Annotated in this window: 10 protein-coding genes; 4 read left to right on the top strand and 6 right to left on the bottom strand. The window is 66.6% G+C overall.

The window, feature by feature from the left end; genetic code table 11:
* Positions 1–87: 87 nt before the first annotated feature.
* The 3 genes from CKJ85_RS06840 to CKJ85_RS06830 form a co-directional block, all read right to left on the bottom strand.
* Positions 88–1,362 carry a DUF4032 domain-containing protein gene (locus CKJ85_RS06840; protein WP_095553845.1) on the bottom strand — a complete coding sequence of 425 codons (1,275 nt, stop codon included), beginning with the start codon at positions 1,360–1,362 and terminating at the stop codon, positions 88–90.
* A gap of 9 nt (positions 1,363–1,371) precedes the next feature.
* Complete coding sequence (locus CKJ85_RS06835; RefSeq protein ID WP_095553883.1) at positions 1,372–2,490, bottom strand: ABC transporter ATP-binding protein; 1,119 nt, start codon at positions 2,488–2,490, stop codon at positions 1,372–1,374.
* Positions 2,491–2,633: 143 nt separating this feature from the next.
* Complete coding sequence (locus CKJ85_RS06830) at positions 2,634–3,701, bottom strand: LLM class flavin-dependent oxidoreductase (RefSeq protein ID WP_095553844.1); 1,068 nt, start codon at positions 3,699–3,701, stop codon at positions 2,634–2,636.
* Positions 3,702–3,802: 101 nt separating this feature from the next.
* Between CKJ85_RS06830 and CKJ85_RS06825 the strand changes: the two genes are divergently transcribed.
* The 3 genes from CKJ85_RS06825 to CKJ85_RS06815 all read left to right on the top strand — a co-directional run bounded on the left by CKJ85_RS06825 (position 3,803) and on the right by CKJ85_RS06815 (position 6,989).
* Positions 3,803–5,281 carry a DUF5129 domain-containing protein gene (locus CKJ85_RS06825; RefSeq protein WP_233126987.1) on the top strand — a complete coding sequence of 493 codons (1,479 nt, stop codon included), beginning with the start codon at positions 3,803–3,805 and terminating at the stop codon, positions 5,279–5,281.
* Between the two features lie 133 nt (positions 5,282–5,414).
* Positions 5,415–6,710, top strand: coding sequence for an inorganic phosphate transporter (locus CKJ85_RS06820; RefSeq protein ID WP_095553843.1), 1,296 nt, complete (start codon positions 5,415–5,417; stop codon positions 6,708–6,710).
* 24 nt (positions 6,711–6,734) lie between these two features.
* Positions 6,735–6,989, top strand: a complete 255-nt coding sequence (locus tag CKJ85_RS06815) for a hypothetical protein (RefSeq protein ID WP_095535566.1) — start codon at positions 6,735–6,737, stop codon at positions 6,987–6,989.
* A 421-nt stretch (positions 6,990–7,410) separates the two neighbouring features.
* Here CKJ85_RS06815 and CKJ85_RS06810 read toward each other — a convergent pair whose 3' ends face one another.
* On the bottom strand, positions 7,411–8,352 hold the full coding sequence (locus tag CKJ85_RS06810) for an acryloyl-CoA reductase (RefSeq protein WP_095553842.1): 942 nt from the start codon (positions 8,350–8,352) through the stop codon (positions 7,411–7,413).
* 634 nt (positions 8,353–8,986) lie between these two features.
* Positions 8,987–9,907 (bottom strand): endonuclease domain-containing protein, encoded by a 921-nt coding sequence (locus tag CKJ85_RS06805; protein ID WP_095553841.1) that lies wholly within the window; start codon positions 9,905–9,907, stop codon positions 8,987–8,989.
* Positions 9,908–10,026: 119 nt separating this feature from the next.
* Between CKJ85_RS06805 and CKJ85_RS06800 the strand changes: the two genes are divergently transcribed.
* Positions 10,027–11,418, top strand: a complete 1,392-nt coding sequence (locus CKJ85_RS06800; protein ID WP_143340172.1) for an aromatic amino acid transport family protein — start codon at positions 10,027–10,029, stop codon at positions 11,416–11,418.
* On the opposite strand, the gene CKJ85_RS06790 is transcribed toward CKJ85_RS06800, so the two are convergent.
* A complete protein-coding gene (locus CKJ85_RS06790; protein WP_095278619.1) occupies positions 11,415–12,419 on the bottom strand; it encodes a GIY-YIG nuclease family protein in 1,005 nt (334 codons plus the stop codon). The genes CKJ85_RS06800 and CKJ85_RS06790 overlap by 4 nt on opposite strands.
* Positions 12,420–12,571 lie beyond the last annotated feature (152 nt).

The raw sequence follows: 12,571 nt of genomic DNA, 5'->3' as shown, positions 1-12,571 counted from the left end.
CTTTTAGGTTGTTCCGTACCCTCTCAAGGTTAGGATCGCCTGGCAGGACCAACAATGTCTTCCATACATAACACCTATACGGTGGTCTTAGCTGGTGTTATCATCCTCACCCTCCGCGGGCTGGGGGTAAACCGGGGGTAAACTTGGGCGTTGCCGGTACACCATCGCCTCGTCCCGGTGCCCCGGAAGGACCCCCTGGAAGTAGGACTCTGCGGCCTGCATGAGCGGGACGAACCGGTGCTCGTTCTGGCTGAGGAACCAGCGGTGGTCCAGGATCTCGTGGAAGATCTGCGCGGGCTCCAGCTTCTCCCGCAACGGCTCGGGGGTGAGCGCCACCACCGGCTCGTACTCGCGCACCATCCACCGGTGCGCCACCGCCTCCAGCGGCAGCTTCCCGCCGTAGCGCACGGCGCGGTACACCTCCATCTCCCCCAGCAGGCGCTGCGCCTGCCGATCCTGCACGTCCAGCCCGGTGAGGCGGAGCAGCTTCTTCTGGTAGAAGCCGGTGGAGAACACCGCGGGCTCGATGATGATGCGGTAGGTATCGCCGTCGTTTTCAATCTCCATCTCGCCCACGTCGAACCCGAGCTCGTTGACGGCGGCGACGCGCTTCGCAATCGCGTCGAACGCGTCGCCCTCCACCACGAGCTCCCCGGTGACCAGGTCCCACAGCTCCAAGTAGACCGCTTCGATGGCGTTGCCGAGTGCGATCACGTCGGCGTCCGGGTCGATCAGCTCTGCGGCCTGGAGGTCCATGAGTTCGCCGATGATGTTGACGCGGGCCACGTCGACGTCGTAAAGCCTGCGGCCCTTTGAGAGCGGCTCGTGGAACTCTCCGGTCTCCGCGTCGACCAGGTAGGCCGAAAACTGGTCCGCGTCGCGGCGAAACAGCGTGTTGGACAGCGAGACGTCGCCCCAGTAGAAGCCGAGCAGGTGCAGGCGCACCAGCAGCACCGCCAGGGCGCGGACCAGTTTGGACACCACCTCTGCCGCCGGCGTGCGCGAGAAGACGTCACGGTACGGCAGCGAGAAGCGGAGGTGCTGCGTGACCAGGCAGGGGGTCAGTTCTTCGCCGTCGGCGTCCCGGCGGTGGGTGATGACCGCGACCGGCACGACGCACGGAGCGCCGAGTTCTTGCAGGCGGCGCAGGTTTCTGTACTCGTGGTAGGCCACGTGCTCGCCAATCTCCTTGACCGCGAAGGTCAGCCCGTCCGCCTCAATGAGGCGCACCGTGTGGCGCGAGATGCCACGCGGCAGGGCAGCGAGAAGGTCCGTGCTCCACCCTTCAAGCGGGGTGGACCACGGCATCTTCAGCAGTGTGGGCGCGAAGGTTGGCGAGAGAACGCTGAGTTTCTCTTGCACGCGTGGGCCTTAAATGCGCTGGCCGGTGGCCTTGGAGAAGGCGTGCAGGCCGCCCTCCGCAATCTGCGCGTGGACCACGTCGCCCTCGCGCACGCCGGACAGCGGTGCCGTGCGCACCACGATCTGGCCCGAAGTTTCCTCCTGCAGGCCCTCTTCCTTCCAGCCGCCGCCGGCGAGGTGGCCGTAGAGGAAGGAGTCGGAGCCCAGCTCCTCCACAAAGTCGATCTCTACCGGGATGGAGTGCTCCGCGTTCTCCACCAGCGTCAGCGCCTCGGGGCGGAAGCCGAGGATGATCTGGCCGCCGTCCGCCTCGGTGACGGCGGAGCTGACCTCCTGCGGCAGCGGAATGGACGCCTGGCCCAGGCGGGCGACGCCCTGCGCGTCCACATCAAAGGTGGACAGGTTCATCGCCGGGGAGCCGATGAAGCCGGCAACGAATACGTTGTTCGGGCGGTCGTACAGCTCGCGCGGAGTGCCCACCTGCTGCAGTACGCCGAAGTTCAGCACCGCGATCCGGTCGCCCATGGTGAGGGCCTCGGTCTGGTCGTGGGTGACGTACAGAGTGGTCACCTTCATGCGGCGCTGCAGGTTGGCAATCTGCGTACGGGTCTGCACGCGGAGCTTCGCGTCCAGGTTGGACAGCGGCTCATCCATGAGGAACACCTGCGGCTCGCGCACGATGGCGCGGCCCATGGCCACGCGCTGGCGCTGGCCGCCCGACAGCGCTTTCGGCTTGCGGTCCAGGTACTGGGTGAGGTCCAGTGTCTTCGCCGCCTCTTCCACGCGGCGGTTGATTTCGTCCTTGTCCTGACCAGCGATCTTCAGCGCAAAGCCCATGTTCTCGCGCACAGTCATGTGCGGGTACAGCGCGTAGTTCTGGAACACCATCGCAATGTCGCGCTCCTTCGGGCTGACGTTGGTGACGTCGCGGTCCCCGATCAGGATGCGCCCGTCGTTCGTGTCCTCCAGCCCGGCGAGCATGCGCAGGGCGGTCGACTTGCCCGAGCCGGACGGGCCGACAAGAACGAGGAACTCGCCGTCGGCGATCTCCAGGTCGAGCTTGTCCACGCTGGGTTTGTCCGCGCCGGGGTAGATGCGGGTTGCCTTGTCATAGGTCACTGAAGCCATGGTGTCCTCCATCGGCAGGTACGTGCCGAACGATCCGTAGTGGGGAAAATTGGTCGCCCACAAGGTTACCCCCGAAACGGACGGGGGTGGGGCATGGTTACCCGCGCGGGTGTGGGATCAGCTGGCTTCTTGCGCGCAGGGGGTTAGTCGATGGGGTAGCCGGTGACCGGGCCTTGCGCGTTCGGCTGCCAGCCGAGCGCTGGGGCGACGTGGGTGGCAAAGTTCTGCAGAATCTTCACGTTCACGTCCACCCCCATCCCGGTGGGGATGGTGAGCAGCAGGGTGTCGGCAGCCATGACGGCCGGGTCGGCCTTGAGCTGCTCAATGAGTGTGTCTGGCTCTGCGGCGTAGGTGCGGCCGAAGGTTGTCGTGCCCACGTCCGGCAGCGCGCCCACCTGGTCGGTGCCGGAGGCCTGCATTCCGAACCGCTGCATGTCCGCGCCATCGACGATGGGGAAGATCGAGCGGGAGACGGACACGCGGGGTGTCCAGTCGTGGCCCGCTTCCTTCCACGCGGCGCGGTAGCGGCTGATCTGGTCGGCCTGGATTTCTCCCAGGGTGTGCGCGGTGGTCTCTGAAACCAGGGTGGAAGACATGAGGTTCAGCCCGTCCTTCGCGGTCTGCTCCGCGGACGTATGCGTGCCCGAGCCGTAAAAGATGTGCTTGCGCAGCTCCGGCGCCGTGGGGAAGACGGGCAGGGCGGAGCCGGGCTGGAACATGTTGGGGTACTGCTTGTCCAGCGGTGCGGCGGTGGCGAAGCCCTTGCCGTCCACCGCGGCCATAAACGCCTCGAGGTGGCGGCGCGCCACATCCGCGCCGTTTGGTGCGTCGCCTTTGTAACCGAGTGTTTCCCAGCCGCGCTCGGCGACTTCGGGGGCGCCGCGGGAGACGCCGAGGGCCACGCGCCCACCGGAGAGCTGGTACAGGGAAGCGGCCTCTTCGGCGAGGTAGAGCGGGTTTTCGTAGCGCATGTCAATCACGCCCGTGCCCACCTCGATGCGCTTGGTGGTGGCCGCGACGGCCCCGAGCAGCGGCATCGGCGCCGAGGCCTGCGGTACGAAGTGGTGCACGCGGAAGGAGGCGTTGTTCACCCCGATGTCGTCCGCCGCCTGGGCGACCTCCAGGTGAATCTGCGCGATCTTCTCTGCGGATGGGCCGCGCTGGCCGCCGAAGGCGTAGTGCCCGAAGCTTAGGAAGCCGAATGCTTTCATGGTTCACACTCCTCCGTGGTGACGTATCAACAAAACATGATAGCGGTCCGTCCCCGCCTGTGCTCATGTCCGTGCCCCAACGGCTCGCTATGCTTTGGTCTATGGCTACGAACCCCCACGCACGTAACACTCCCGAGAACATCGTGCCCGCGAAGGGCTCCGGCGTGAAGGATTGGGCGGTCGTGCTCGGCGCGACGGCCTTGCTTGGGGTGGGCGGCGGCGTGGCCAGCTTCGCCACGGCCGACGTCCCCGACGCTGCCGAGTTCGCCGTGTCCACCCAAACCAACGCTGCGAACCTGGTGGTCTCGGACCCGCAGGACATCGTGAGTGCTGACGACGAGGCCCAGATGCAGCGCGACGCGGAGCGCCTTCCCCACCCCGACACGGTGCAGACGGTCCACTACATCTACCTCTCCGAGGGCCGCGACAACGTCAACGATTCGGTGGAGAACTTCCTGCGAGACAACTTCCCTGACGAGATTGGCAACGACACCTTCGCCGACGGCGTACTCATACTCGGCGCGGACATGGAGTCGCGCAACCACTTCGTCTTCGCAGGCGGAGACGTCGCCGACCAGCTGAAGCTGCGCAAAGGCCAGCGCCTCGAATCAGTGCTGGAGGAGATGAAGCCGGGGCTGCGCGACAACAACCTGCCCGCGGCCGTGTTCGCCGGCGCGAACCTGGCCATGGACGGGGAAAAGGCCGAGCAGTGGGGCGTCAATGATGCAGAGGGTGGCCGCGTCGGCCGGACGGTCGCGGGGGCCGGCATCCCGGCGGGCGCGAGCCTGCTGGGCGGGACGATCGTGGCGGAGCGGAGGCGGAAGCGTCGAAAAGCGATCAACCAGGCGCGGGAAGACCACGCGCTGCTGGCGACTGAATACACGGGTCTGAGCCAGCGGCTGGACGAGCTGGACGTCCGCGCGAACTCGGTGTCCTCGGCCTTCGCCAACGCCGAGATGCGCGACGAGTGGGTCGAGGTGCGCGACCGCTTCCTCGCGCTGCACGACGTGACGCAGCGCAACAGCGTGGCCACCGACGAGCAGGCCTACGACAGCGCGAAGAACCTGCGCGAGGCGGCGCAGACCTTCGAGGACGCCGGCCACGCCGAGGACAACATCAACCGGCTCTTCGAGGTGGAGCGCGGCGACGGCCCGGCCCGCCGCAACCTGCTCACGGACATCCGCGAGGACATCGTCCGCGCCCGCTACGAGGTCAAGGACGAGACGCTGCGCGGCGACCTCGCCCGGCTGCAGGAACGCGTCGACGCCCTCGACGCCGCCCCGGAGGCGCCCGACTTCCTCGACCTCTTCGTCCGGCTGCTCAGCGATTACCGCTTGCTTCTCGACGAAGTCAAGCGCCGCGAGTTCAGCGACGTGAAGGAATACAAGGAGCTCGAGCGCCCGACGCTGACGGACCCGGGCTACGTCTACTCCGGCTACGTGCCGTACGTGGCGATGTCCTCGTGGCACCACGACAACGTGCAGGCGGCGCAGGACGCGGAGTCGAGCAGCTCCGGCGGCGGGGTCAACACGGGCTTCAGTTCCGGGTTCTCCGGTGCGGGCGGGTCGAGCTCGTTCTAGGGCCGGCCAAGTTGTGGTCGGGGCCACAACTCGGCGGTGTATGGCAAACGTCGGGAAACGGATAGTTTACCTTTACATGAATTCTCGCTTTTAGTATCGACAGCGTTACATAAGAGGCGCATACTTTCTTCCCGTGAGTATTACGATCCTGCTTGTCCTCATCATCGTCGTTGCTCTGTTCTTCGACTTCACCAACGGCTTCCACGACACTGCAAACGCGATGGCAACGTCCATCGCTACCGGCGCGCTGACACCCAAGGTGGCTGTTGCACTCGCCGGTATCCTCAACCTCGTCGGCGCGTTCCTCTCGGTCGCGGTGGCGAAGACGGTTGCGGGCGGCATCGTGGAGCTCGACGTGTTCGACCTGAGCAACCCAATTGACTCTGAAAGGCTCCTCCTTGTCGTCTTCGCCGGTCTCGGCGGCGGCATCATGTGGAACCTGTTCACCTGGCTCTTCGGCATCCCGTCCTCCTCCTCGCACGCCCTGTTCGGCGGCCTGATCGGCGCGGCCATCGCCGCCATCGGCTTCGACGGCGTCGTCTGGGTCGGTGTGCTGAACAAGATCATCATCCCGGCGCTCGCCGCGCCGTTCGTCGCTGGCCTGGTTGCCCTGATTGGTACCTGGCTGGTCTACCGCATTACCAAGCACTCCGAGAAGGAGCACCGCGACCGCTACTTCCGCTGGGGCCAGATCGGCTCCGCTTCCCTGGTCGCGCTCGCGCACGGTACCTCCGACGCGCAGAAGACCATGGGCGTGATCTTCCTCGCCATGGTCGCCGCCGGCCAGTTCGACTCCGACCACCCGATGCCGTTCTGGATTCAGCTGGCGTGTGCGCTGGCCATCGCGATCGGCACCTACTCCGGCGGCTTCCGCGTCATCCGCACCCTGGGCAAGGGCCTCGTTGAGATCCACCCGCCGCAGGGCATGGCCGCTGAGACCTCCTCCGCCGCCATCATCCTCACCTCCTCCCACCTGGGCATGGCGCTGTCCACCACCCACGTGGCCACCGGCTCCATCATGGGCTCCGGCCTGACCGGCCCGAAGGGCGAGGTCCGCTGGTCCGTCGCCGGCCGCATGGCCCTGGCCTGGATCACCACCCTGCCGGTCGCGGCGTTCGTCTCTTTTGTCATCTGGTGGATCGGCAACGGCGCCGCTTCCGCGGGCAGCGACCTGGTGTGGGGCGGCGTCGCCATCGCCCTCATCATTGCCCTGGGCGGCGGCTACATGTTCTACCGCGCCTCCAAGGCTCCGGTGCACAAGGACAACGTCAACGAGGACTGGGACGAGGACGGCGGCGCCCTCGGCACCTCCGCCGACAAGGCTGACAAGAAGGTCTACGGCGAGCCGGCCGACTTCGTTGACACCAGCGCTGGCCTGGCGGGCGCAACCGCAACCCGCACCGCTGTCAACAACAAGCACCGCAAGTAAGCGCGACCAGAAAGGATTATCACCATGGAACTCATCAAATCCCTCTTCCTGGTCACCGCAGTTGGCATCCTGCTCGGTGCCGGCCTGCCGACCCTCTTCTCCCTGAGCATCCACTTCCTCTCCCCCACCGACGACGGCACCCCGGTGTCCGGCGGCAAGAAGGCTATCGCCTGGTTCTTCATGGCGCTGGTGCTCATCGCCGTGGTGGCGGCGCTCCTGCTCATCGCCCGCGAGCGCATCGAGTACATCTCGGGCTGGGACCCCTACCCGTTCCTCTAACGCTCCCTCTCACGCGCTGAGCGAAACCGCGCCGGGCCTTTTTGGTCCGGCGCTTTTTCGCTCCTACGCTGCGGGTTTATCGGTTATGGTGGGTGCGCGTAGATGGTGGGTGTTGACAAACCATTTACCGGAACCTAGTGTTTCTCGAATATGAACGGAAGGTAAACACGCCTTCCGCCGAGAGGAAAGGAGGTGAACCCGTATGAAGTTCCTGAAACGCTTCCGCGCGTGGTTCCGTGACGAGGAGCGGGGCATCCCCCCGCACACCGAAGTCTCCCCCATCGACGTCCTGGTACCCGGGCGCACCGACGCCTAAAGGCCGTTTCATATCGGGGGATGAGAAAGCCGCCGGTCCAGCGCAGTGCTGGTCCCGGCGGCTTTCGCCATGTGCGGCGCCAGAGCACGGCGCTGCGGTCCGGTGCTAGAGCTCGACGACCGTGCGGCCGCTGTGCTCGCCGGCGAGGACGCGGCGGCCCATCTCGGCGACGTCGTCCAGCCCGATCGTCTCGGTGCGGATCGTGGCGAGGTCAAGGGATTCGTCGAGGAGCTGCCATGCGGCGTCGCGAAGCGAATTCGGCGTATCCACCGAGTTGATGCCCACGAGCTGCACGCCGCGCAGGATGAACGGCAGCACGCTGGCGGGCAGGTCGTTACCGGCGGCCATGCCGCACGCAGTGGCCACGCCGCCCCAGCGCAGCTGCGCGAGCGCGTTGGCCAGGATCGTCGAGCCGACCGTGTCCACCACGCCGCCGAGGCGCGCCTTCTGCAGCGGCTTGCCCGCGTCGGCGAACTCGGCGCGGTCCAGCACCTCGCTCGCGCCCAGCTCGCGAAGCCAGTCGCCATGCTTATCGACGCGCCCCGTCAACGCCCACACCTCGTGACCCCGAGCGGCCAGCAGCTGCACCGCGATGGAGCCCACGCCACCGGTCGCGCCCGTGACCAGCACCGGACCCTCGGCGGTGTCCTCGTACAGCGCCCGCTCGAACCCCGCCACCGACAGCGCCGCCGTGTAGCCGGCGGTGCCGATCGCGGCCGCGTCCGCCGCGCTGAAGCGCTTCGGCACGCGGACCACGTGGGTGGAGTCGATGCGCAGCTGCGGCGTGTACCCGCCGTGGCGGCGCTCGCCGATGCCGCGGCCGTTGACGGTTACCAGCGTGCCGTCGTTAAGCGTGCCCACTGCGTCAATGCCCGGCACGGTGGGCAGGTGGCGCAGGACGCCGCGGTTGCCGCTCAGTGCCATCGCGTCCTTGTAGTTGATGGACGAGTGGCTGACGTGAATCAGCGTGTCGCCTTCGCCCGCGAACTCGTCGCGCGTCTCGACGATCTCCGGCCCTTGCTCTGTAACAATCAGCGTGCGTGTCATGCGGGCAAGTATACGGAGGTTTGACGCCTCGCCGCCTAAGTTGATGGGAGCGCGCAGATAGTGGGTGTTGACAAACGATTCCCGGTAACTTAAAGTTACCCCCGCATGAACGGAAGGTTAACAGCCTTTCGCTGACACGGAAGGAGGTGAGCTTGTGAAGGCTCTCATTGACGGACTGCACAAGTGGTTCCGCTCGGAAGATCGTGGCATTGCCACGCTTTTCGACGCCACCCCCATCGCCGTCCTACCGCGCGCCTAGGTTGCGCGGCGTTCGCGCTGGTGCTTGCGCTGGTGCGAATCCGGCCGCGAAAACCGGCCCCGCGGGCACGGCGATCGTGCAGAATGTAACTCAGTAAGTGCGGCGGGCCCGCCCTGGAACGGAAGCCAGGGCGGGCCCGCTTTCGCGTGCGCGGGGGCGCCGGTGCCGCGTTTCGCCGCCCAACCGCCCTCAAAACAGCCCCGACCCGCCCCGACCCGCCCCAAAACCACAGATACCGATAGTAAGACCCCGTTTTCGCCCCTCCTGGAGCGCATTATCGGGGTCTTACTATCGGTATTTAGCTGGGCGGCGGCCGCCCGGCACCCGCAAAGGCCCGGACGCCAGCCCCAACCGCAACGCCAAACCGCGGCCCGCCTACCGCCGCCAGTGCTCCCCGTGGCCGGGCCGCCACTGCGTCGCCGGCACCCGCGGCGGCCCGAGCTGCTCCGAGCGCGCCTTGAGGTCGAGGATGTGGCGGATGCACCAGTCCTCGTCGCGCAGGATCTGCCGCGGCGTGAGCCTGACCACCTCGTAGCCCTGCACCCGGATCCAGTTCTCCCGCTGCACCTGCTCCAAGGCGGCGGTCTGCCCGTCCTCGGCAAACTTCACGTCGCCGTCGACCTCGATGACCAGTTGGTCCCACAGTAGGTCAGGCCGCACGTACGGCCCGATCCACAGCTGCTCCTGCGCCTCGATGCCGCGCTCGCGGAGGATGACGCGCAGGAGCGACTCGTACGGCGACTGCGACAGGGACGAGCTCCAGGCCAACGCCGTCCGCGCGTGCGCGATGCCCTTTTTCCTGGCCAGGCGGCGCACCGCCTCCTCGAGCTCCGCCCGCGCGCCAGGGCCGAACTGGTGGAGGAACGAGTCCATCGCGACGACGCCGTGGCGCACCCCGTGGAGCCGGGCGACGTCGACGGCGGTGCGGGCGGGGGTGGTGAGGAGGACGGTGTCGCCGTCGAGAAGCGAGATGGAAGCCCGGTCAACCTCTGGGATCCGCATCTCCCGGTACTGCACCCCCTCGGGCCACTGCTTCTTCGGCGGCGGCGAGTGGCGCGGGTTGGCCAGCATTACCGGCGAGTGCTTCGCGGGCAGCGTCCATAGGCCCATGATGACGGCGGCCGAGCGGCCCACCACCACCGCCTTTTGTGCGCCGACCCCGATCGCGTACGCGCGCAGAAACTCCTGTTCGTAGGCCTTGAGGCCGCGCCAGACCTGCTCGGCCACGTACCGCGTCGCGGACAGCTTCCGGCACGCGAGCGCGTCGCTCTCCCCCGGCCGGATCAGGTGCGTCACTAGCGCATTTCTTTCCATGTCCCCTCCCCGGGCATCAGCGTACCAACTCGGTTTGGCGTCGAAAGTGGGTACGACCCCCGTGCTACCCTTGTGAGCTACGACATTGAAAGCGTGGAACTATGACCACTTCACATAAGCAAGACACCACCCATCCCGTCCCATACGCCGACCTCCCCGAACAGTACAGCGACGAGCACCTCGAGCTCGGCCGCGCGCAGTTCGACGCCGACCACCTCACCGAGGCGGACAAAGAGCAGATCCGCGAGCAGCGGCGCTCCAAGGCCCCGGACGGCAACTTCTTCTCCTGGGTGATCGCCCTGTTCGGCACCGGCGTCGGCGCCGGCATCCTGTTCCTGCCCATCAACGCGGGCAGCTTCGGGTTCTGGCCGCTGGTGATCGCCACGCTGATCATCGGGCCGATGGTGTTCCTCTCGCACCGCGCGTACGCCCGGATCGTGGCAGCGTCGCCGTCGAAAGGCCTGGACGTGCTCCAGGTCGTCACCGCGCTGACCGGCCGCAAGCGGGGCCTGGTTAGCGCGCTCATGTACTGGCTGGGCATCTATCCGGTGGTGCTCATCTATGCCATTTCGATCACGAATACGGTTGACAGCTTCGTCGTTAATCAGCTCCATGGCCCCGAAATCAACCGCTGGCTCCTGGCCACCGTATGCGTCGGCGTGCTCACGGGCGCCTACGCGCTGGGCATGAAGGTGACCCTGTGGCTGGCAAATGCGCTGGTCTACCCGCTGATTTTCGCGCTCGCGGCGGTGTCGATCTACCTGATTCCGCGGTGGGATGTCGCCAGCTTCCGCGCCTACGAGTCGCAGACGCCGATGTGGCAGGCGGTGCTGCTGATCATGCCGGTGCTGGTGTTCTCATTTAGCCACATCGCGGCGGTGTCGCAGTTCGCGCTGGACATGCAGAAGCGCACGGGTGGCGACGTCGCCGCGACCGAGCGCGCCGTCTCCAAGATCGAGCTGGTCACGGCCGCGATGCTCGTCCTCTTCACCATGTTCTTCGTCTGGTCGTGCGCGCTCGCGCTCGGCGCCGACGGCATGGACGCCGCGAACGAGCAAAACGTCCCGGTCCTGTCCTACCTGGCCAACGAGACGCACACGCCGTTCCTCGCGTGGGTGAGCCCGCTCATCGCCATCTGCGCGATCATCACGTCCTACTTCGGCCACCTCCTCGGCACCGAGGAAGGCACCGGCTACCTTATCCGCGTCGCGGCCCCGCGCACGGCGGCCACACTCACCCCGCGCTCGATCCGCCGCGTGGTCAACGTCTTCGTCTTCGTCACGGCCGTCCTCGTCGCGGTGCTCAACCCGTCGGTCCTGGACATGATCTCCGTCGTCGGCGGCGTCTTCGTCGCGTTCCTCCTCTACATCCTGCCCGCGCTCCTCGCGTTCAAAGCCACCGCGTTCAGGCACTACGCCCGCCGCCCGGACACCATCTTCCTCCTGGTCATGGGCTCGCTCATCCTCGCCGTGTCCATTTGGGGCATGTTCTAGCCGCTTATCGACGCCCCTCCGTCCCCCATCCCTTCCGCCTCCACCTCATCAGTCTCGCGGTCCTCCCAGTCCGCGAGGCTGACGTTTGCGTTCTCCGCCAGGTGCCAGGCGGTGCGCCCGTTGGTGGCCGCGCCGCGCACAAAGCTGGCGGCCGAGCTTGGGCTGGAGAACTCCACGTCCTTGGTCAGGCGGAAGTTGTCCATGCTGTCCGCGTACCGCTCGCGGTTGGCGGTGATGGCCTTCGGGGCGCTCGCCGTGAGGTCCTCGCGCAGCTTGGCTCCGCTGAACACCACGAACCCGCCCGGCGTGCGCTGCCCGAGCGCGTGGATGGAGCGGTCGTAGCTGGCCAGCTCGAACACGGGCTCGTCGTCAGCACTGCTCGGCGCGTGCTCCTGCGGCACCGCCGCCTGCCCGCGCCGGGTTGCCTCCGAGGCGACGGGCTGGAACGCTGTGATGCCGAGGGCGCTGATGATCAGGTTGGTGTTCTCGATGAACTCGTCGAGCACCGCCTGCACCTCCTCGGTCACGTTGCCCGGCGACGGCGTATTCCCGTTCGCCACCTCGTACCGGCCCGCGCTGACGGCGCGCTGGTGGAAGGCGTTTTCCAGGAACGTGATCTCGGTCGGTCCCCACGAGTTGTCCACCACCACGAGGTAGATGATGCGGTTGAAGAAGTCCTTGTCGTCGCTGCGGGTGTGCTCGGCGGCGCGCGCGAACGCCATGCCGTTCTGCCTGCGCGTGGCCTGCCCGATGTAGATCTTCGGCTGATCCGTGTCCGGGTTCGTGCCCACCAGGAAGTACACCGCGGGCTGGTTGAGGTCCGGCCGCTGCTTCAGCTTCGCCGAATTGATCTCCGTGCGCGGGATCGAGTAGACGCGGCCCACCCAATTCGCAATCGACGCCTTAATCGGCCCGTCCGGCGTCCCGTCCATCATGAACATTTGCAGCGTCTTCGGTGTGGGCATGCGGTCCTCCTGCTGGGCTCGGTTGTGCGGGTCCACTGTATCCCCTATTCCGCCCGCCCCCGCACATTGGACCTCCCTCTCCAACTCCCAGCCTTCACCTCAATTTCACCGTAACGCAACCTGGCAGCGCTACGTTTGAGTGTGGATTTCACCCACCAAAGCAATCCCGTCAGTCACACACCGCAAAG

The sequence above is a fragment of the Corynebacterium sp. NML 150383 genome (assembly GCF_002285085.1).
GTDB classification, from domain to species: domain Bacteria; phylum Actinomycetota; class Actinomycetes; order Mycobacteriales; family Mycobacteriaceae; genus Corynebacterium; species Corynebacterium gottingense.
The sequence above is the reverse complement of the archived record's forward strand: the minus strand, read 5'-3'. Positions and strand labels throughout refer to the sequence as shown.